The organism is Ancylobacter sp. (assembly GCF_965279025.1).
In the GTDB taxonomy this organism is placed as follows: Bacteria; Pseudomonadota; Alphaproteobacteria; order Rhizobiales; family Xanthobacteraceae; genus Ancylobacter.
The window spans coordinates 2,760,438-2,782,178 of sequence record NZ_OZ257132.1; the positions used below are offsets into that span (position 1 = coordinate 2,760,438).

At 66.3% G+C, this 21,741-nt stretch carries 13 protein-coding genes; 10 read left to right on the forward strand and 3 right to left on the reverse strand.

The window, feature by feature from the left end; all coding sequences use genetic code 11:
* The first annotated feature begins 3 nt into the window (after window positions 1-3).
* Window positions 4-3,078 carry an efflux RND transporter permease subunit gene (locus ACQY76_RS12660; protein ID WP_428029093.1) on the forward strand — a complete coding sequence of 1,025 codons (3,075 nt, stop codon included), beginning with the start codon at window positions 4-6 and terminating at the stop codon, window positions 3,076-3,078.
* Between the two features lie 290 nt (window positions 3,079-3,368).
* On the opposite strand, the gene ACQY76_RS12665 is transcribed toward ACQY76_RS12660, so the two are convergent.
* Complete coding sequence (locus tag ACQY76_RS12665) at window positions 3,369-5,348, reverse strand: MacB family efflux pump subunit (RefSeq protein WP_428029094.1); 1,980 nt, start codon at window positions 5,346-5,348, stop codon at window positions 3,369-3,371.
* A gap of 2 nt (window positions 5,349-5,350) precedes the next feature.
* Window positions 5,351-6,580 (reverse strand): efflux RND transporter periplasmic adaptor subunit, encoded by a 1,230-nt coding sequence (locus ACQY76_RS12670; protein ID WP_428029095.1) that lies wholly within the window; start codon window positions 6,578-6,580, stop codon window positions 5,351-5,353.
* A 368-nt stretch (window positions 6,581-6,948) separates the two neighbouring features.
* On the opposite strand from ACQY76_RS12670, the gene ACQY76_RS12675 reads away from it, so the two are divergent.
* On the forward strand, window positions 6,949-8,157 hold the full coding sequence (locus ACQY76_RS12675) for a YadA-like family protein (RefSeq protein WP_428029096.1): 1,209 nt from the start codon (window positions 6,949-6,951) through the stop codon (window positions 8,155-8,157).
* Window positions 8,158-8,162: 5 nt separating this feature from the next.
* Window positions 8,163-8,762, forward strand: coding sequence for a hypothetical protein (locus tag ACQY76_RS12680; RefSeq protein WP_428029097.1), 600 nt, complete (start codon window positions 8,163-8,165; stop codon window positions 8,760-8,762).
* Window positions 8,763-8,809: 47 nt separating this feature from the next.
* On the opposite strand, the gene bcsN is transcribed toward ACQY76_RS12680, so the two are convergent.
* Complete coding sequence (bcsN, locus tag ACQY76_RS12685; protein ID WP_428029098.1) at window positions 8,810-9,742, reverse strand: cellulose biosynthesis protein BcsN; 933 nt, start codon at window positions 9,740-9,742, stop codon at window positions 8,810-8,812.
* Window positions 9,743-9,937: 195 nt separating this feature from the next.
* On the opposite strand from bcsN, the gene bcsA reads away from it, so the two are divergent.
* The 7 genes from bcsA (at window position 9,938) to ACQY76_RS12720 (ending at window position 21,731) form a co-directional block, all read left to right on the forward strand.
* The gene (bcsA, locus tag ACQY76_RS12690) at window positions 9,938-12,133 is read left to right on the forward strand and encodes a UDP-forming cellulose synthase catalytic subunit (RefSeq protein WP_428029099.1); all 2,196 of its coding nucleotides are present in this window, start codon (window positions 9,938-9,940) and stop codon (window positions 12,131-12,133) included.
* A complete protein-coding gene (locus ACQY76_RS12695; RefSeq protein WP_428029100.1) occupies window positions 12,130-14,817 on the forward strand; it encodes a cellulose biosynthesis cyclic di-GMP-binding regulatory protein BcsB in 2,688 nt (895 codons plus the stop codon). The genes bcsA and ACQY76_RS12695 overlap by 4 nt, the downstream gene beginning before the upstream one ends.
* A gap of 83 nt (window positions 14,818-14,900) precedes the next feature.
* Window positions 14,901-15,881 carry a glycosyl hydrolase family 8 gene (locus ACQY76_RS12700; RefSeq protein ID WP_428033005.1) on the forward strand — a complete coding sequence of 327 codons (981 nt, stop codon included), beginning with the start codon at window positions 14,901-14,903 and terminating at the stop codon, window positions 15,879-15,881.
* On the forward strand, window positions 15,878-18,094 hold the full coding sequence (locus ACQY76_RS12705; protein WP_428029101.1) for a hypothetical protein: 2,217 nt from the start codon (window positions 15,878-15,880) through the stop codon (window positions 18,092-18,094). The genes ACQY76_RS12700 and ACQY76_RS12705 overlap by 4 nt, the downstream gene beginning before the upstream one ends.
* A gap of 203 nt (window positions 18,095-18,297) precedes the next feature.
* The gene (locus ACQY76_RS12710; protein WP_428029102.1) at window positions 18,298-19,059 is read left to right on the forward strand and encodes a response regulator; all 762 of its coding nucleotides are present in this window, start codon (window positions 18,298-18,300) and stop codon (window positions 19,057-19,059) included.
* A complete protein-coding gene (locus tag ACQY76_RS12715) occupies window positions 19,056-20,324 on the forward strand; it encodes an ATP-binding protein (protein ID WP_428029103.1) in 1,269 nt (422 codons plus the stop codon). Before ACQY76_RS12710 ends, ACQY76_RS12715 begins: the two co-directional genes overlap by 4 nt.
* An 84-nt stretch (window positions 20,325-20,408) precedes the next feature.
* Window positions 20,409-21,731, forward strand: coding sequence for a PQQ-dependent sugar dehydrogenase (locus tag ACQY76_RS12720; protein ID WP_428029104.1), 1,323 nt, complete (start codon window positions 20,409-20,411; stop codon window positions 21,729-21,731).
* The last annotated feature ends 10 nt before the right edge of the window (window positions 21,732-21,741 follow it).

Consider the following 21,741-nt stretch of genomic DNA (forward strand, 5'->3'; position numbering starts at 1 on the left):
ATCATGGGTATTTCCGAACTGTGCGTCCGCCGCCCAGTCTTCGCGACCGTGCTGAGCCTGCTGCTTATCCTGATCGGCATCGTTTCCTACAGCCGTCTTACGGTGCGTGAATACCCCAATATCGATGAGCCGGTCGTCTCCGTGGTGACGACCTATCCGGGCGCGTCGGCGAGCATCGTCGAGAGCCAGGTGACGCAGGTGCTGGAAGGCTCCATCGCCGGCATCGAGGGCATCGACGTGCTGGAATCGACCAGCCGTTCGGAATCGAGCCGCATCACGGTGCGTTTTCGGCTGGAGGTCGATCCGGACGTGGCGGCCAGCGATGTGCGCGACCGCGTGAGCCGGGTACGCCAGCGCCTGCCCGATGAGATCGACGAGCCGGTGATCTCCAAGGTCGAGGCCGACGCCCAGCCGGTGCTGTTCGTCGTCTTCCGTTCCGACCGCATGTCGGGGCTCGAACTGTCCGATTATATCGACCGCTACATTGTCGACCGGTTCAAGAACATCAGCGGCGTCGCCGATGTGCAGATCTTTGGCGAGCGTCGCTACGCCATGCGCATCTGGGTCGATCGCGAGCGCCTCGCCGCCTATAGCCTCACGGTTCAGGATATCGAGGACGCGCTAAGCGCGCAGAATGTAGAGATTCCGTCGGGGCGCATCGAGAGCGTCGACCGCGAGTTCACCGTCTTGTCGCGTACTGGCATGACGACGGTCGACCAGTTCAACGACATCGTCGTCAAGCGGGCCGGCGGCGCGCAGGTGCATATGAGCGACGTCGCCCGCGTCGAGCTCGGCGCGGCCGACGAGCGCCGGGCGAGCCGCTTCAATGGCGGCGCGGCGATCTTCATCGGCGTGATCAAGCAGGCGGTGGCCAACCCACTCGATGTGTCCGCCGGCGCCCGCGCGGTGCTGCCGGCGGTCAATGAGAGCCTGCCGGAAGGCATGACCGCCACCATCGGCAACGACAATGCGGTGTTCATCGACCGATCGATCGAAGCGGTGTTCCACACCATCTTCGAGGCCGTGATCCTGGTGGTGCTTGTAATCGTGGTGTTTCTGCGCTCCTTCCGCGCCTCCATCATCCCGATCGTCACCATCCCGATCTCGCTGATCACCACCTTCGTCATCATGTACGCGCTGGGCTTCAGCGTGAACACGCTGACCCTGCTTGCCTTCGTGCTCGCCATTGGCCTCGTGGTGGACGACGCCATCGTGGTGCTAGAGAACATCTTCCGCCATATCGAGCACGGGATGAAGCCGATCCCGGCAGCGATCAAGGGCGCGCGGGAGATCGGTTTCGCGGTCATCGCCATGACCATGACGCTGGCCGCGGTCTATGCGCCGGTGGCCTTCGCGCCGGGACGCACAGGGCGGCTGTTCCTCGAATTCGCGCTGACACTCGCCGGCGCCGTGGTCATCTCCGGCTTCGTGGCGCTGACGCTGACGCCGATGATGTGCTCGCGCCTTCTCAAGCACGAGGCAAAGCCGGGCAGGGTGTCGGCCTTCATCGAGGGGCGGCTGCGGGCGATGGAGAGCGGCTACCGTCGCCTGCTCGGCACCACGCTGCGGGTTCGGCCCCTCATCCTGCTGATCGCGCTGCTCGTCGCCGGCGCCAGCGTCTTCTTCCTGACGGCACTGCCCTCAGAGCTTTCACCGGTGGAAGACCGTGGCGTGATCCGCGTCACCGGCAGCGGGCCGGAAGGGTCCACGCTCGCCTACACCACGCGCTACACCAACCAGATCGACGAGATCGTCTCGAAGGAGCCGGAAGTCGACAGCGTGCTCATCATCAACGGCTTCCCCGAAGTGCACCGCTTCCTGGTGATCGGCCGGTTGAAGGACTGGTCCGAGCGCGACGTGCGCCAGCAGGAACTGGTGACCAAGCTGACGCCGGAGCTGCGGCGCATCGCCGGCATCAATGCCTACGCCAACAACCCTCCTTCGCTCGGAGCCTCGAACAATTCCCGGCCGATCGAGTTCGTCATCCAGACATCCGGCACCTATGAGCAGCTCGACGAATATGTCGACCGCTTCCTCGAACGCATCCGCGACTATCCCGGCCTCGTCAGCATCGACAGCGATCTGAAACTGAACAAGCCCGAGATTTCCGTCGCGGTGGACCGCGCCAAGGCGGCGGATCTCGGAATCGACATCGCGGTGCTCGGCCGCACGCTGGAGAGCCTTCTCGGCGGCCGGCAGGTGACGCGGTTCGAGGTGGGCGGCGAACAATACGACGTCTATGTCCAGCTCGACGCCCGCGACCGGGCGTCGCCGGCCACGCTCGAGACCATCTATCTCCGGTCGGCCGGCGGCGAGATGGTGCAGCTGTCAAACCTCGTCACCGTGCGCGAGAGCGTGGCGCCGCAGGAGCTGAAGCGCTTCAACCAGCTTCGCTCCGCCACCATCTCGGCCAATCTCGCGCCGGGCTTTTCGCAAGGCGAGGCGCTGGCCTTCCTGGACCAGACCGCGCGGGAGGTCTTGCCGCAGACGGTTCAGACCGATGTGGCCGGCCAGAGCCGTGAGTTCCGCGCGGCCGGCCAGAGCCTCGTCGTGGTGTTCCTGCTGGCGCTGGGGTTCATCTACCTGGTGCTGGCAGCGCAGTTCGAGAGCTTCCGCGACCCGGTGATCATCATGCTCACCGTTCCCCTGTCGATGACCGGGGCGCTGGCGGCGCTCTATTTCACCGGGGGCTCGCTCAACGTCTATTCGCAGATCGGCCTGGTGACGCTGGTGGGCCTGATCACCAAGCACGGCATCTTGATCGTCGAGTTCGCCAACCAGCAGCAGGAAGCCGGGCTGGACCGGCGCGCCTCGGTCATCGAGGCGGCGGTGCTGCGCCTGCGGCCGATCCTCATGACGACGGGCGCCATGGTGCTCGGCGCGGTCCCTCTCGCGCTGGCGAGCGGCGCGGGCGCGGAGAGCCGGTCGCAGATCGGCTGGGTCATCGTCGGCGGCATGACCCTGGGCACGCTTCTCACCCTGTTCGTGGTTCCGGTGGTTTATTCGTTCATCGGGCGCGTCCACCACACCGCCCACGCCGAAGTCGCGCCCGGCATCGTCCACACGCCCGCCGAATAGAACGCCGCGCCCCGGCCCGATGGCTGCCGCCCGCAGGCCCACGCGGCGCGGGGGGTCGCGTCTGCTATTTGATCGCCCAGAAATGCAGGCATTCCTCGCACAACTCGCCGCCTTTACAGTACGGGCAAGTGTTTTCGTAGGGATCCGCCATCCAGTGCCAGAGTCGAAGGATGAGGTTCAGCATGGATGCTTTTCACCGCGATAACGATTTGTTGCATGTACATTCGCGGTTCAATTGGCTGAGAGTGTGGTGGTAATATTTCCAATTTGGACGATAGCGTTTCTGAAAATTACTGGCGGGAATTTGTCAAAGCTGCGACGGGATCAAGGCGGGACGCGTTGCGGGCGGGAAGATAGCCGAAGGCCATGCCGATCAGGCTGGAGCAGGCGAAGGCGACCACGATCGAGGCGGTCGAATAGATCAGGCTGAAATTCGACCCGGTAAGCGAGAAAACCGCCCCGAAGGCCAGCGCCAGCGCGATGCCGGTCGCGCCGCCCAGCAGGCACACCATCACCGCCTCGGTGAGGAACTGCTGGAGAATGTTGCTGCGCCGCGCGCCCACCGCCATGCGCACGCCGATCTCGCCGACGCGCTCGGACACCGATACCAGCATGATGTTCATCACCCCGATGCCGCCGACCACCAGCGAGATGACGGCGATGGCGGCGATCAGCACCGTCATCGTCTGGGTCGTGCTGGTGATGGTGCGGCGGATGTCGTCGGTGTTGATGATGAAGAAGTCCTTGCTTCCGTGGCGCTGGGTGAGGAAGCGCGTCACCGCCTGCTCGGCATAGGCGCTGTCGACATCGTCCTTTATCTTCAGCGTGATCGAGCGTAGCGAGGTCGAGCCGAGAATGCGGGTCTGGACGGCCGTAAAGGGCAGGTAGAGCGAGAGGTTCTGGCTCGATCCGAACCCGCCCTGCTGCGGCTGGGTGACGCCAACCACGCGGGCCGGTACGGTGCCGACCAGCACCACCGCGCCCACCGGCTCCATGCCTGTCTCGTCGAACAGTGCCTTGCGGGTGTTCTCATCGATCACGACGTCCAGGGCGCGCGCCCTGACGCTCTCCACGTCGAAGAAGCGGCCCTGTGCGAGCCGGGTGCCCTTGGCGGCGAAATACTGCTCGCTCACCCCGTTTACCAGGGCGTTCGCCTCCTTGCCGGCGAAGCGCACCGTGCTCTGGGTCGAGATGGTGGGAGTGGCGGCAGCGACATAGGGCTGGCGGGCGAGTTCGTCGGCATCCGCCACCACCAGCGTGGTGATGCGGCCCGAGCGTGTGTCGCCATAGTCCTTGCCGGCGAAAATCTCGATCGTGTTGGTGCCGAGACCGCTGATATTGGCAAGCACCTTCTGCCGCGAGCCCTCACCCAGCGCCACCACGCACACCACCGAGGCAATGCCGATGACGATGCCGAGCATGGTGAGGCCGGTGCGCAGGCGATGGGCATTCATCGACATCAGCGCCATGCGGAACGCCTCGCCGAACTGGTCGAGGCGCTGACGCCAGCCATGTGAAACGGCCTTCGAAGCCGCCGGCGCGGGCGCGGCCTGAGCGATGTCGGCCCCGGTACGGCGGTCGTTCACGATCCGGCCGTCGTCGATCTCGATGACGCGCCGGGCGCGCGCCGCCACATTCATGTCGTGGGTGACGATGATCACCGTGCGACCCTCGGCATTGAGCTCGGCGAGGATATTCAGCATTTCCTCGCCGCTCTGGCGGTCCAGCGCGCCGGTTGGCTCGTCGGCGAGGATCACATCGGCGTCGTTCATCAGCGCGCGGGCGATGGACACGCGCTGCTGCTGGCCGCCGGAGAGCTGCCCGGGCCGGTGTTTCAGGCGGGCGCCCATGCCCAGCCGGCACAGCAGTGCGCGGGCACGGGCTCGCCGCACGCCCGCCGCCAGGCCGGCATAGATGGCGGGCATCTCGACGTTGCCGAGTGCAGTGAGCTCGGCGAGCAGATTGTAGCGTTGGAACACGAAGCCGAAATGTTCCCGGCGTAGTTCCGCCAATTCGTCGGCCGAAAGCTGCGCGACGTCGCGTCCGGCAATGCGGTAGCGCCCGGCGCTCGGCCGGTCGAGGCAGCCGAGAATGTTCATCAGCGTGGACTTGCCGGACCCTGAGACGCCGACGATGGCCACCATTTCGCCTGCGTAAATGGCGAGATTGATTTCGCGGAGCACGGTGACCTTTTCCTCGCCGGAGGCGTAGTCGCGCCGCACGCCGTCAAGGGAGATGAGAGGCGTCGTGGCAGAGGCGCCGCTATTCATCGTCAAAACCCCATCGGCGGGGGACCGGGCATGCCCGGCGGGGCGGGTGTAACGCTCGAGGTGTCGCCGGTCACGACGCGCTCGCCCTCCGAGAGCCCGGCGCGAACCTCGGCCACGGTCTTGTCGTTGAGCCCGATCTCGACCGTGCGGGTCTCGACCCGCCCATCGGGCTCCAGCACCCGCAACTCGTAGCGCCCGTCCGCGCGGCGCGTGCCCAGCGCCATCGCCGGAATGGTGAGGGCCTGCGTCGCGGTGCCGACGATGATGTGCACCTCCGCCGTCATATAGGTGCGCAGCCGGCCTTCGGCGTTCGGCACGTTCAGAACGCCCTTGTAGTAGATGGCGGAACTGGTGCTGCTGGAGGTGCCCGCCGTGCCGGATGTGCTTGAGGTCGCGGAGGAGAAGCTGTCGTCGCTCTTGATCGATTCCGGTGCCGGCTCGATGAAGGCGAGTTCGGTCTCGTAGCGGCGCCCGCCCTCGCCGACGATGGTGAAGAAGGCGCGCTGGCCCGGCGCCGTGCGGACCACGTCGGCTTCCGAGATGTCGGCCCGGACGGTCATCGTGTCGAGCTGCCCGAGCACCATGATGGTCGGGGCCGACTGGGTGGCATTCACCGTCTGGCCTTCCTGGCTGACAATGGCCAGCACGGTGCCGTCGATCGGCGCGGTGATGCGCGTATAGCCCAGATTGGATTGTGCGTTTTCAACGGCGACCTGCGCCTCGATGATCTGTGCCTTGAGCTGGTCGATCTGCGCCCGCGTGGCCTTCACATCCGCTTCCGCGGCCTCGAAATCCGCCTGCGACACGATCTTGGTCGTCACCATGGAGGTGCGGCGCTGCAGGATCAGTTCGTCGCGATGAAACACTGCCTCCTTCTCCGCGAGCTGAGCGCGTACGTTTTCGAGCGCCGCCCGCGCGGTACGCAGGGCATTCATCTGCAGTACTGAATCGATCTCGGCGAGCAGGTCGCCCGCCTTCACCTGCTGGCCGAGCGCCACCGCGACCCGGGTGATGCGGCCGGATGCCTGCGCGCCGACGGCGACGAGTTTGGCGGGCTTGAGCGTGCCGCTGGCGAGCACCGCCTCTTCCACGTCGGCGCGCACCACCTGCGCCGTCACCAGCGTGGCGGCGGCGGGGTTCTTCGTCCATTGGCTGTGCGTGGCATAGACGCCGGCGAGCAGCACGAAGAGAGCCGCCAGCGCCAGCAGTAGAAAAAACCTGCTCTTCACCATTCCTCGCCCGGTTTGTCTCTGCCGTGCCGCTTTCGGCGAGCGGGCAGCACTAGCCGAGCGGGATTGCCCGCCTGTTTCCGGTGAGGCGGGATTGGGGTGAGTTTTGTTTCCGAGCTTTGCAGCGGCTGGGGCAGCAACGCCCGGATGCAAAACGCATGGCGGGCGAGACCGCGCCACTCGCGCGCGCATTGGCGGCGGCACGCGCGGCGATGTGGATACAGCGGAAAGTTAACGCAGCATTAACCATGCTCCGCCGATTCTGCGTGTGCGCGGCTGGGCGCGTCACGCGGCGGATTCGAGAATTGCAGATGCGACGGCGGCTTTCGACGACATACGGATCGGCAGCCACCGCACTTTGTGCCGTCTTGATGATCCTGCCGGCCGCCGCAGACGACATCAGCTGCCAGCTCACCGCCACCGCCCTGCAATGCGGGGGCGCGGCAAGCGGGGCTGCGTCGACGGCGATCGGCGATGACGCCCAGGCAACCCAGGCCGGCACCACGGCGGTCGGGCAGGGATCGCGGGCCTTTTCCGACAATGCCAGCGCGTTTGGCCAGCTTGCCGTGGCCAATGGCGTGTCGTCGACGGCCATTGGCTGGAGTGCTACCGCCAATGGCGCGCAATCGACCGCCACCGGGCAGGGTGCGGTCGCCAATTCCGCGAACTCCTCGGCCTATGGCAGCGGCGCGAGCGCCAACGGCACGGCGTCCTCGGCGCTCGGTCAGGACGCGCTCGCCAACGGCGCCAACGCCACGGCGGTCGGGCAGGGCGCGCGCGCCAATGCTGCGGCTTCGACGGCGGTGGGCCAGGGGGCCGTTGCCAATGCCGCCAATGCCACCGCTCTCGGCACCGGCGCCACCGCCAATGGTGCGGGATCGACCGCGCTCGGGCAGGGCGCGGTTGCCAATGCCGCCAATGCCACCGCGCTCGGCTATGGGGCGACAGCCAATGGTGCGGGCGCCACCGCCCTCGGCCAGAACGCCGTTGCAGCCGGCGCCGGCTCGGCTGCCGTGGGCCAGAACGCCAATGCCGCCGGCGCCAGTTCCGCCGCCATCGGCCAGAATGCCAATGCCTCGGCGACGCAGTCGACGGCGCTCGGCTACGGTTCCACCGCCTCCTTCACGGGATCGACCGCCATCGGCGCCGGCGCCACCACCACCCGCGCCAACCAGGTGGCGATGGGCACGAGCGGCTCGACCTACACCATGGCGGGCCTGACCTCCGGCGCCAGCCGCGGGGCACAAAGCGGGCCGACACAGATCGTCACCACCGATGCCTCCGGTAATCTCGCGAGCGCCGACGTGTCGTCCTTGTTCGATCTGCGGCCGGTCATGGCGCAGATCGACCGCGTCACCGAGGGCGTCGCCATGGCGATGGCAATGGACACGCCGCCGCTGCCGACCGGCAAGAACATGGCAATGAGCGCGCAATGGGGCACCTTCGGTGGACAGAACGCCCTCGCCCTGTCGACAATCGCGCGCATCCACGACGATTCGTTTTTCGTCACGGGAAGTATCGGCATTGGCCTGAATGAAGGCACCGTCGGCGGCAAGGCTGGCGTGCTGTTCGCTTGGTGATTGGCATGCGAAGCCGCGCAACCGTTCTGGCGCTCGCCTTTCTCGTGGGCGTTCTCGCTCCCCTAGCCGGGAAGGCTCAGGAGCAGCGGGCCGACGCCATGCCGCCGCCGGCCGTGCTGCTCGCCCTGCTGCGCGGCACGATGATCGCGCTCAACCAGGCCAACGTCACCGGCAATTATTCCGTGCTGCGCGACCTTGCGGCGCCATCGTTCCGCGATGCCAATTCCAGTGCGTCGCTGGCCGACCGCTTTCGCATCTGGCGCGAGGGCAAGCTGGATTTTGCCGCTGTGGCGCTGCTGGACGTGAAACTCTCGGGCGCTCCCACCATCGGGACGGATGGCCTGCTGCGTCTGAGCGGCTATTTCCCGACGGCACCGCTGCGCATTGGCTTCGACGTTGCCTTCGAGCCGGTGAACGGGCATTGGCGGCTCGGCGCCATCAAGGCGGAGCCGCTTGAGCCTGAGGCTACGGGGGCGGTGGCCGACGCCGCACCGGCGAAAACCACGTCGTCGGCGGCGGCGCCGGCAAAGTCCGTTCTTCCCGAACTGCCGACGGCGGCGAGCCTTGGCATTCCGATGCCGCCGGGGGATCGCCCTCGCGGGTAAGGCCGCAAATGGGGCCGCGCGGCACGACCGCTGGCCGGGCGACAGCGTTACTGCGGCGCGGGCACGGTTGGATAACCCTCCAGCGGCGCGGCGGGCACGTCAGGGACGACCTCCTGGACGGGCGCCGCCGCGCGAGACGGTGCCCGAGGCTGGCTGACGGGCTGAGCCGGGGCCAGGGACGGGTCAGGAGCCCCGTAGACCTGTCCGGGATAGACATTCGGCCCGCCGATCCGGCCGATTCCTACCGGCTCCGGAAGCGGCCGGCCGTAGGGCTGCCAGCTGCGCGGCAGGAAATAGCCATTGATGGTGTAGCGATACATGACGCGCAGCAACGAGGCTTCCGTCGCGCCGGCCTCGCACAGGCGCAGCCGCACCGACAGCACGCCCCTGTCCCCGGACACCACGTTCACCCGGTCATGCGACTGGATGCGTTGCCAGGCGTAGATGCACAGATCCCGCCCCGTTCCTCGCCCCAGCGCGTAGCCGAACGGCCCGTAGCGATTTTCGACGAAATAGTTGGAGGGCCGCATGTCGACCCCCGGCATGGCGCTTTCCATCTCTTCCGCGAGGGCGTCCTGCGCGAGGAAGGTGTCGTTCTGGATATTCTCCTTGCCCGTGCGCGATTCCACCGGCCCGAAGAAGATGACATGAAAGGCGTTCTGGCCGGGAGTGACCGCGTCGGTTCCGACGAAGACCTTTTGCTCCAGCGCGTTGGCGTAGCGCGTCTCGATCACGCCGACCACGCGCGGCCCCCCGGGATCCGGCAGGATAAGCGCTTCCACGCTGGGCACCTCGATCGCCATCGTGGCGATGACCGGGGCGCCGCCGCGAGAGAGGCCACAACCTCCCAGCAGAAGCACGCAACCCGCGGCGAGTAACGGGCGGCGCAGGGCACGCACACGCCCCATCGTGCCGCGCGATCTTTCGCGCAGCGCACTTGCATCGCCCGGGCCGATTGACGAATCGTTCATGGCGGACATGTCGCAGTCTGAAACCGAATCACGCATTTCAGCAATCTAACGCCATGGCGCGGTGGCAGAAATGTCAAAGATCGAACAAGATGTTCCACGATGTGATAGCCACATACCGCCTCGGTTGTCGCTTCGCAGCTTGCGATCACCCGCTACGCAAAGTAAGAGCCTGCCTTTCCGGCCTCAGAGTGAGCTGTCCGCATCATGAATAGCAAATTGCTGGTAGGTATGTGGGTGGTGCTGAGCGTTGCGGCAGCGTTCATTATAACCTTACCCGTGAATCTGCAGGCGCAGCTTGTTACTGGTTGCATTGTGATTCTACTAATTGTTATTTTGAAAATGTTCGCCCCCGAAGGCGCGCCGCGCATGGTGGCGCTCACCTTGGGCGTGGCGATGGTGGCGAGATACGTCTACTGGCGCACCACTTCGACGCTGCCTCCGGTTGGGGATGTGGTCAATTTCATCCCGGCGTTGCTGCTGTACTGCGCCGAGATGTATAGCGTTGCCTTGCTGGCGCTCAGTCTGTTCGTCGTCTCCTCGCCGCAGCCCCCGCGCACCGCGCCGGTGATCGCGCCCGGCACCGAGCCCACCGTCGATATCTTCGTCCCGAGCTACAACGAGGATGCGGGTCTGCTTGCCACGACGCTGGCCGCTGCCACGGCCATCGATTACCCCCGCAACCGTTTCAAGGTCTGGCTGCTCGACGATGGCGGCACGGACCAGAAATGCCAGCAGCATGACCTCGCCGCCGCGCGCGAGGCGCAGCAGCGTCGGCAGACGCTCATGGAACTTTGCCGGGACCTGGGGGTGAACTATCTGACCCGCGCCCGCAACGACCACGCCAAGGCCGGCAATCTCAACCACGGCATGGCCCACTCGACCGGCGAACTCATCGTGGTTTTCGATGCGGACCATGCGCCGGCGCGCTCGTTCCTGAAGGAAACGGTCGGCTATTTCATCAAGGACCCGCGCCTCTTCCTGGTCCAGACCCCGCATTTTTTCATAAATCCCGACCCGGTCGAGCGCAGTCTGAACACCTGGAACCGTATGCCGTCGGAGAACGAGATGTTCTACGGCGTCATCCAGCGCGGCCTTGACCGCTGGGGCGGCGCGTTCTTCTGCGGCTCGGCGGCGGTGCTGCGCCGCGAAGCGCTGAAGGAAACCGACGGTTTCGCCCACTCCTCCATCACCGAGGATTGCGAAACCGCGCTCACCCTGCACGCGCGTGGCTGGCACAGCGTGTATGTCGACACCCCGCTCATCGCCGGGCTGCAGCCGGAAACCTTCGCCAGTTTCATCGGTCAGCGCTCTCGCTGGGCGCAGGGCATGTACCAGATCTTGCGGTTCCATTTCCCGCTTTTCCGCTCCGGCCTGACATTCCCGCAGCGTGTCTGCTATATGTCGAGCATACTCTTCTGGTTTTTTCCGATTTCGCGCGCAATATTTCTCATATCGCCTCTATTCTATCTGTTTTTCTCGCTGGAGATATTCAACGGCTCCGGCGCCGAATTCGTCGCCTATACTGCCGTCTACATTCTGATAAATCTGTTCATGCAGAGTTATCTCTACGGACAGTACCGTTGGCCGTGGTTTTCAGAGCTTTATGAGTACATCCAGACCGTCTATCTTCTGCCCGCTCTGATCTCGGTGATGCTCAATCCCCGGAAGCCAACCTTCCGGGTGACGGCAAAGGGTGAGACCATCGACGAGAACCGGATTTCGGAAATCGGGATTCCGATCTTCGTCATCTTCGTCATTCAGATCATCGCGGTCTTGGTCACCTTCTGGCGGATCGCGGCGGAGCCTTATGCCGCCGACATCACCATCGTCGTGGGCATGTGGAATCTGCTCAACCTGATCATTTCAGGCTGCGCGCTCGGCGTGGTCTCCGAACGGGCGGCGAAGCGACACAGCCAGCGCATCACCATTTCGCGCCGCTGCGAACTCATGATCGATGGCGCGGACGTCCCCGCCGTCATCGAGGACGTATCCATGGGTGGCATGCGAATTCGGGCCGAACTGCCGCCCGGCACCGAGGCCCGCCTGGGAGCACATGCCGCCGTGCGCCTGACGCCGCCGGATGCGTGCCTCAGCGATACCTTGCCGGTCCTCGTGCGCAAGATTGCCATTGATGGGCGCACCGTTACCCTGGGCGCCCAGTTCAACGCGAAATGCGCCGGCCATTATCAGCTGATCGCCGACCTCATCTTCGCCAATGCTGACCAGTGGAAACAGTTTCAGGCGTCCCGGCGCAAAAATCCCGGCGTGCTGAAGGGGACTGTGGGATTTCTCATGATCGCCGGTTACCAGACCCTGCGCGGCCTCGCCTACGTCACCCTGCTCGAAAAGCTGGCGCGCAAGCGCAAGCCGGAAGCGGTCCCGGGAGCGCGACACCCATGATGAAGCGTGGACGCTTCCTGCTGTGCGCCGCCCTGGCGGCCGGCATGTCTCTGGCGGCCTTCGCGGCTGCGGCGGAGACATCATTCGAGATGGGGCGTAGAGACGCGTCGCCTTTGGGCGTGCTGCTGCAGCCTGCCTTCCAGCCGCATGACGACGCGGGTTCGGGCGGGCGCGGGAGCCCCCGGTCGGCCTTCGACATTCGGGGCGGTGGCGTCGAGCCGGGCGATTCCGCCACGCTTCCCGCCACGATTCCGACCACCGATGGGTTGGGTGCGCCCTTCGCCATCCAGCCGCGCGCGCCGGCTGCTGTGCCCGACAGGGCTCCCGCGCCAGGCGCCGGCTCGCCCGGCGATGCGCTTCCCGGCAACGCCCTGCCGTTTCAGATGGTGCCCGGCCAGGCCCTCGCCACAGCGGCACCGCCGCCGGTGGCAGTGGAGGCCTCCCGCGTGCCGGATCGCTTCATCATTCCGATTCCGAGCATGCGGTTGGAGGGCGAATCCGTCTCGCGTGCCTGGGTGATGTACTTCACCCCGCAAGAGCTGAGGCGTCCCGCCACCCTGCTGGTCGGCTACACCAACTCGATCTTCGTTATGCCGGAGCGCTCGCGGCTCCGTGTCACGATCAATGGCCAGTTCGTGACGGAAATTCCGATCGCCTCGCCGCAGGGGGCCACCCAGATTGCCGCCGAGATTCCGGCAGCCGTCCTGCGCCCGGGCGGCAACCTCATACGCCTCGACATGCAGGCGGTGCATCGCACGGACTGCTCGATCCAGTCGACCTACGAACTATGGACGACCTTCGACAACAGGCTCACCGGGATCGCGTTCGAAGGAGGGCCTGTCTCTCCTCCTACCACGATCGACAATCTCCCCGCGATCGGTGTTGACGACAGGGGGACGACCAATATCCGTTTCATCCACAACGGACCGCTCGAGCCCGAGCACAGCAACTATATTCTGCGTGCCGCTCAGGCGATCGCCCTGCGCGGACAATTCCCGAATCCCCTCATTTCCGTCGTCAGCCCGCGTCCCGGCGCGGCGCCGCCGGGGACGCTCAACGTCATTGTCGGCACGTCGGAGAATCTGCGCAGCACCATGGACGTTCCCCCGGCCCTGTCGAGCGGCCAGCCTTTGGTTCGGTTTGTGAACGACAGCAGGATCGGCGGGGCTGCCCTGGTGCTGGGCGGCGAGACGAGCCGCGATGTCGAGGCGGCCATCGACCGCCTCACCGCCGGCATGGACTACTCCGATGATGAAACGCTCACCATTTCCACGCGCTTTGCGCCGGATGCCCCTTTCTTCAACGGGGCCCGTTCGGTTCGCTTTTCGGATTTGGGCGTAACCACCCAGGAGTTTTCAGGCCGGCGTCTGCGCGTCCGGTTTCCGATCGCGCTGCCGGCGGACTTTTACGGCGCCGCCGATGGCCAGGCGCGCATACTTCTCGACGCCGCCTACGCCTCCAGCGTCCGCCCCGGCAGCCAGCTCTCGGTCTATGTGAACGACTCGCTCGCTTCGACCTATATGCTGACCGGGCGAAGCGGCGGGCTGTTGAATCACCAGGTCATCAAGATCCCGATGACGCATTTCCGCGCGGGCCTCAACCGGATCTGGCTGGAGGTGGTGCTCGACGTCGAAGCCGATCAGACCTGCGGCCCGGGCGCCACGCTGGCGCGGCAGAAGCGCTTCGTCCTGTTCGATTCAAGCGAGTTCGTCATGGACAATTTCGCGCGGATCGGCACGACCCCGAACCTGGCGGCCTTCTTTGGCCGGGGCTATCCGTATTTCCATCAGGCGCAGCCGGTCGCAGTGGTCATCCGCCATGATGCCGCCACCGTGGCTACCGCCGCCACCATCATGGCCCGGCTGGCGCTGTCACGCGAAGGCATAGCACCTGTCGATACCGCGCCGAACCCCGCTTCGCTGGCCAGCCGGCCGGTTCTTTTCGTCGGCGATATCAACCAGATCCCCTCGGACGTCTTGCGCGAGGTAGGGGTGGCGGAAGCCGGCAGGATCAAGTGGCTGTCCGGACCCAATGGAGACAGCCCGGCCAGGAACTCCGCGCCGGAGTCCGGTGGAGGCGGCTCGCCCGGCAATGCAGATCGCCCGCCGACATCCTTTGCGGCGACGGACGACAATGCGCGCATCCGTTCCACATCCGGCAATGACGACATTTATGGCCGCTGGCGTGACCAGGTTGCCGGCCATGGCGCGATTCAGCGCTTCGAAAAATGGGTGATGGACAATTTCAGCATCGCCCTGGGCGCCTCGATGGGGGACGGCGCCAACGAACCCTTCGATCCGCCGCCGCAAACGTCGGTGCTGGTCGCCCAGAGCGTGCTGTCGAAGGGAAATGCGGTGTGGACGGTCTTCACCGGCCGCACATCGGAGAGCCTGCTTGCCGCCATCGACACGTTCACCATGCCGGAATACTGGCTCAAGGGGTACGGGCAGGCCGTCGCCTACAACGCGTCGTCAGGCAAGCTGGACCTGCGCGAACCGACCAGCACCCGATTTATCGTGACCGAACCTCTTGGGCCGTCCAATCTGCGCCTCATCGCAGCGAACTGGCTGTCGCTGAACATCGTCTCTTACGCGCTGGTCCTGATTCTATGCTGCATCGCCTTCGCCTTCGCCACGAATCTGCTGATCCGCTACCCTCGCGATCGTTCGGGAAAAGGTGGCTGACCCGGCTCGCCGGGTTGGCTTTCATCGTTCTTCTTCAGGTTTTCACCTTCACGCCCGGGGCAGCGGCGCGTACGCCTTCCGAGATGATCTCTCCCACGGACTGGACGGCGTTCCGCGAAAAATTCGTCGATCCGAGCGGAAGGGTCATTGACGACGCCAATGGCGACATCAGTCATTCCGAGGGGCAGGGCTATGGAATGCTGCTCGCCTATCTCGCCAGCGACCGGGCGACCTTCGAGCGCATCTGGACCTTTACCCGCACCGAATTGCTCATCCGCGACGACGGCCTGGCCGCCTGGCGATGGGACCCGGCCGCGAACCCCCATGTGACCGACATCAATGTCGCAAGCGACGGCGACATTCTCATCGCCTATGCGCTTGCGCTCGCTGGAAAGGCCTGGAACGAGCCGAATTACGTGCAGGCCGCGACCCGCATCTCCCGTGCTCTCGGCAAGGAGGTGATCCGCCGGGAAGGGGGCCGGCTGGTACTTCTGCCCGGCGTCACCGGCTTCTCCGTCGCCGAGCGCCCGGACGGGCCCGTGCTCAATCTGTCGTACTGGATTTTCGAGGCTTTCCCCGCTCTTGCGCCTTTGGCGCCGGAGGTCGATTGGGCCGGCGTTTCCGCATCGGGCCGCGAACTGCTTTCCAAGGCTCTCCTTGGGCCCGCGCGGCTCCCGCCGGATTGGCTGTCCGCGCCGGCGAACGGCCCGCTGGTGCCCGCCGAAGGCTTCGATCCTGTCTTTGGTTACAATTCGTTAAGGATAGTTCTTTACCTTCTGCGAGCAGGCGTCACGGACGCAGATGTTCAGAAGTCCATAAAGAACAATTGGTTAGTCGAAAATGGCGGCATGCCCGCGATCGTCAACATTCCGACCGGCAAGGACATGGCGCGGCTGCCGGATCCTGGCTATCGCATGCTGGCGGCCACGCTTGCTTGCGCGGTCGATGGCACGGCCATTCCCTCTGACCTCCGCCGGCTGGAGCCGACGCATTATTACCCGTCGACCCTTCATCTTCTCAGTCTGTCCCTGGTGAACGAGAAATATCCGAAATGTCTTGGATGAGGGCACTTCTGCTGGTCTTGGTCGGGGCGGCCGCCGCTCCGGCGATCGGCCAGCAGTTCAGTGCACCCTCGGACGCCCCGTCATCCGCTGCGGGGACCTCTTCGGAAAACTCTACGACTCCCAAGGTCGACGAATCAGCCCTTCGATTCTTCGCGGCGCAGGGCGACAGCCAGCGGCTGGATGCCGAGACGGCCCGGCTGCGGGCGCTGTACCCCAACTGGCAGCCACCCAAGGACCTGTTCAGTTCGACCAGCGATCAGGATCCCGACGTCGCCCGTATGTGGCAACTGTTCGCGGAAGGAAAATTCTCGGACATCCGCGCCGTCATCGCCCAGCGTCAGGCCTCCGAGCCAAACTGGGCGCCGCCGGCCGACCTCATGGCGCAGCTCGACCAGGGCGAGGCCGCGCGCCGTCTGGTCAATGCGGCGGAAGCCAAGCAATGGGCGTCGGTGCTGCGCATCGCCACCGAAACGCCGGGCATGCTGGTCTGCGGCAATATGGACGTGCTGTGGCGCGTGGCCGAAGCCTTCGTCCGGACGGATGCGCCCACCCGGGCGCAGGATCTCTACACCTATATCCTCAAGAGCTGCCCCAACCCCGAAGAGCGTCTCGCCACCGTGCAGAAGGCGATGCAACTGCTGAGCGGGCCGGAGCTGGACGCGCTGCTGGCCCTGCAGCGCAACGGCCCAGACGGCAGCCCGGAATTCGCCAGCCTGCGCGGCGACCTGCTCCGCGCCCGCGTCAGCCGGGCCGCGCAGGACACCACCGTCACCGTTTCCGCCGAGGACATCACCGCGCTGGAGCAGGTCGCCCGCAGCGGTTCGGTGGCCGACGATGCGCTGGTTCTCGGCTGGTACGCCTTCCGGCGTGGCGATGCCGCCCGGGCGGTCGACTGGTTCAAACTTGCGATGGATCGCAATGGTGGCCCCTCGGCAGCCGAAGGCTACGTGCTGGCCCTGGAAGGCGCCGGTCGCGCGCTGCAGGCCGAGCCCATCGCCTATGAATGGCGCAACCGGGGTGCCGACAACCGGGCCGCCTATATCGACCTGATGTCCAGCCTTCTGGCCGCCTCGCCGCCGCCGCGTCTCGATCAGTCCGTTGTCGCGCGCTTTGCGCCCGTTGTTTCCGAGCAGAAATCCGCGCCCGGAGCGCAGGCCCTGGGCTGGTATGCCTACAATACCGGCCAGATCAGCACGGCGGCCTCGTGGTTCCGCAATGCCGTGCAATGGGCGCCGGAAGACGAGGTCTCGGCGTATGGCCTTGCGCTTGCGAGCGTGCGTCTCAGGGACAACGCGACCTTGAATGCCCTTGTTCGCCTATGGGGATCGAGGTCGGAGCGCATTCTGGCGACCGTGTCGCCGGAAGCCCGCCGCCGGCTCGCCACCGCCCCGGCTCCGGCCGCCATTCCCGTGGCGGCGCCCGTTGCCGTGCAGGCCGCCGCACCGCCGGCCAGCGCCCTGCCGGCACGCGCTCTGCCGCCAAGCGCCCAGCCGACCCTCGTACTGCCGCCCGCGCGCGCTCCGGCGGCGATGGCCGGTCCGATGCCTACGGCGTCAGCCCGCGCCGCGATGCCGCTCGACCTCGCCCCGGCCGCCGCGCCTGAGGCTTATGCTGCACCCGAGGCCTATGCGCCCGAGGCCTATGCGGCGGCGACGACGACGCCCGCTGCCCGGCCCCGCCAGGGCGATTGCGCCACATCGACCAATGCCGCCTTCCGCACGGGCCGCATCTCGCCCGGCGCCGCCGTTGCCCGGGGCTGGTGCCTGCTGGAACTCGACCGCGCCATGGAAGCCATCGACGCGTTTGATGTCGCGACCCGCATCGGCGCAGGGCAGGTGGCCGAGGATGCCGCCTATGGCAAGTCGCTCGCCTATCTGCGGCTCGGCCTTACCAATCACGCGCAGGTCGCTGCGGCACAGACCTCGCAGCCGCCCGCCCGCGCGGCGGAACTGAGCGCCGACCTTTTCGCGCAGCGGGCGATCGCGGCCTATCGCGACGCGCGCTATGTCGAGGTGATCATCGCCCTCGACCAGCGCAGCCGCGTCGCTCCCGAGCAGCAGGATCTGATGATGCTGCGGGCATGGTCCTATTTTCACCTGCGGGACTTCCCTTCGGCCGGCCGCATCTTCAGGGCGCTGCAGGCTTCCGGCAACACGGAAGCCGGCGCTGGCATCAACGCCATCATGGCGACGACCCGGCAATGGCGCAGCTAAAGCGAGCGCCATAGCGCGCCCGCGCCTAGCCGTCCGCTCCGCGTGATCACTTGAAACGCGCGGCCGGGCCGGATTGCCGTAATGTTTCCCGTTACCCCGGAAATGCGCGAGAATTGTTTCCGGGCGTTGCGCATGCCCCGGCAGCAACACTCATTTGCAAAATTCTCAGGCGCGCGCCGGGGCGGGCGGCTATGAGCGGTGGCATGAACGACATGCGCGCATCCGAAACCGGCAATGGCCCCCACATACTCGTCGTCGATGACGACCAGCAGATACGCAAGCTGCTCGGGCGTTATCTCGCCGAGCAGAATTTTCGTGTCTCGCTGGCGGCCGATGGACGGGAGGCGGACCGCCGCCTCGCCGAAGGGCGGATCGACCTCGTCGTGCTGGACCTGATGCTGCCTGATGTCTCCGGCCTCGATCTGTGCCGGGCGATACGCACGCGCTCCGCCGTCCCCATCATCCTCCTCACTGCACTGAAGGAAGATGTGGACCGGATCATCGGGCTGGAGATCGGCGCCGACGACTATCTCGGCAAGCCTTTCAACCCGCGCGAACTTGTGGCGCGCATCCGCGCCGTGCTCCGCCGGCTGTCGCCGCGCGACACGGCGCCTGCGGCGCCGGTGCTGCGCATGCGCTTCGGCGGGTTCATGGCCGATCCCACCAGCCGCCAGCTCTGGGACCCGGATGGCCGGGAAATCGTCCTCACCGGGGCCGAGTTCGACCTTCTCCTTGCCCTCCTCGAGCGGCCGGGCCGCATGCTGTCGCGCGAGCAGCTACTGGACATCACCCATGGCCGGGCGTCGGCCGGCTTCGATCGGTCGATCGACGTGCTGATCAGCCGGCTGCGGCGCAAGCTCGGCGATGCCGGGAGCTTCCAGATCATCAAGACGCTGCGCAATGGTGGCTACCAGCTGGCCGTGCGCGTCGAATTCGCGCCGGGGTTGGACGCCCCATCGTCGTGAATACCATCCGCACCAAACTCACCGGGCTTTTGGTTGGCTCCGTACTGGGCGTGCTTGTGGTCGCCACCGGGCTGTCCGTCCTGATGTTGACGCCGCCCGATTTCGGCCGGGCGGACGACGCGGCGGCGGTCCAGCTCGGCATGCTCGTCGATCTCGCCGGGCGCACGCAGGAGCCGCTGGACGAGGGATCCTATGGCCGGATTGCCCGGGCGCCCGCCGGCGGTCCCGCGGTTGAGCCCATGACCGCGTCGATCAACGAGGCGCTGACGCGGCGCGGGCGCGCGCTGCACGTCGCCATCACCGAGCCCCCCGAACTTGACTGGCCCGTCATCTCGGCCCCGCTTTCCGACGGGCGCTGGCTTATCGTGCCGATGGCGCTGCCAAGACCGGGGCCCAACAATGCTTGGGCGCTGGTCGGCTGGGTGCTTCTTGTGGCGCTGGGTGTCACGCTGGTGATGGTGTTCGCGGTGCGGCGGCTTACCGAACCCCTGGCCCTGTTGCAGCGCACGGCCGACGCCATCACCCCCTGCAGCGAGGTCGAGCCTGTGCCCGAGAAGGGACCGGCCGAGGTGCGGGCGGCGGCGCGTGCGATCAACCAGCTCGCCGCGCGGCTGCGGCAGGTGATGGAAAGCCGCATGCGGCTCGTCGCGGCCGCCGGGCATGATTTGCGCACGCCGATGACGCGGATGCGGCTGCGGGCCGAATTTCTGTCCGAGGACGACCGCGCCGCCTTCATCGACGATCTCGACGAGCTCGACCGGATCGCCGACAGCGCCATCCGCCTCGTGCGCGAGGAGGTCGAGGACGGCAGCGGCGAGCCCGTGCGCCTTGATGCGATGGTGGCCGACACCGTGGCGGAACTGCATGAGATCGGCTACGCGGTGACGCTGGCGCAGACCAGCCCGGGGGTGATCCGCGGGCGGCCGGAGGCGCTCCGGCGGGCGCTGCGCAATCTCTTCATCAATGCCGCCACCCATGGGCGGCAGGCGATGGTTCGGATGGGGGAGGCCGACGGCAGGCTGCAGGTGCTGGTCGAGGACACCGGCCCGGGCATTCCCGAGGAGCTGTTGCCGCGTGTGTTCGAACCCTTCTTCCGCGTCGACCCGGCGCGGGGCGCGCCGACCCCGGGGGCCGGTCTGGGGCTCGCCATCGCCGAGCAGATCGTCACGCGCAATGGCGGCACGCTCCACCTGGAGAACATGGCGCTCGGGCTGCGTCAGGTTCTGGAGTTTCCGATGATGACGCTGGGGGAGGGCGAGGACTGAGGGAGGATAACCCAAGGAAGCTATTGCGCGGCCGGGCTTTTGCGGGCTGAGATGGCGGACGTCCCCCCTTTGCCGGAGCCGGTCATGGCCAATTACGTGAAGATCAGCGGCTTCCTTGGTGCCTGCATTACGGGCGCGGTGCATTTCCTCACCGATCTGCGCAAGGCACCCGCCCTCGCGGAGGAGGCCGGCTATGGCGATCTCCCCAAGCTGCCCAAGCCCAAGCCGACGCTCATCCCGATCATGAAGATCGCCCCGGCCATCGGCTGGGGGCCGGGCCAGAAGCCCAAGCCTGCGCCCGGCTTCAAGGTCAGCTTCTTCGCCGAAAATCTCGACCATCCCCGCTGGGTCTATGAGCTGCCCAATGGCGACATACTGGTCGCCGAGACCGCCGGCCCGCCCTGGCCGGCGGGCATCTTCAGCTTGCGCTGGTGGGCGATGGGCTTCGTCATGGTGCGCGCCGGCGCCGGCGTGAAGAGCGCCAACCGCATCACCCTGCTGCGCGATGCCGATGGCGACGGCGTGGCGGAGGTGAAGCTGCCCTTCCTCGAAAACCTGTACTCGCCCTTCGGCATGGCACTGGTGGGCGACCAGCTCTATGTCGCCAATGCCGATGCGCTGGTGCGTTTCCCCTATGTGCCCGGCGCCACCCGCATCGACGCGCCGCCGGTGAAGGTGTGCGACCTGCCGTCGGGGCGCAACCACCATTGGACCAAGAGCCTGGTCGCCAACAAGGAAGGCACGAAGCTCTATGTGGGCGTCGGCTCCAATTCCAACGTCGCCGAATTCGGCATGGAGGAAGAGGTCGACCGCGCTGCCATCCTGGAAGTCGACATCGCCACCGGCGCACGCCGCGTCTTCGCCGGCGGGCTGCGCAATCCGGTGGGCATGGACTGGAATCCGGTGACCGGCGAATTGTGGACCAGCGTCAATGAGCGCGACGAGATCGGCGACGATCTGGTGCCGGACTACATGACCTCGGTGAAGGACGGCGCCTTCTATGGCTGGCCCTATTGCTACTACGACAAGATCGTCGACGATCGGGTAAAGCCGCAGCGGCCGGACCTCGTGGCCGCCTCGCTGAAGCCGGATTATGCGCTCGGCTCGCACACCGCCTCGCTCGGCCTCACCTTCGTCGATGATGGCCGCTTCGGCGCGCGCTTTGCCAATGGCGCGTTCATCGGCCAGCACGGCTCCTGGAACCGCAACCCGCCTTCCGGCTACCGGGTGATCTTCGTGCCCTTCACCGACGGTAAGCCCTCCGGTCCGCCGGAAGAAATCCTCGGCGGTTTCCGGGTCAACGGCAAGGCGCTGGGTCGCCCGGTGGGGGTGATCGTCGACAAGCGCGGCGGGCTGCTGGTGGTGGACGATGTCGGCGACTGCATCTGGCGGGTCAGCGCCGCCTGATCATCGAGGA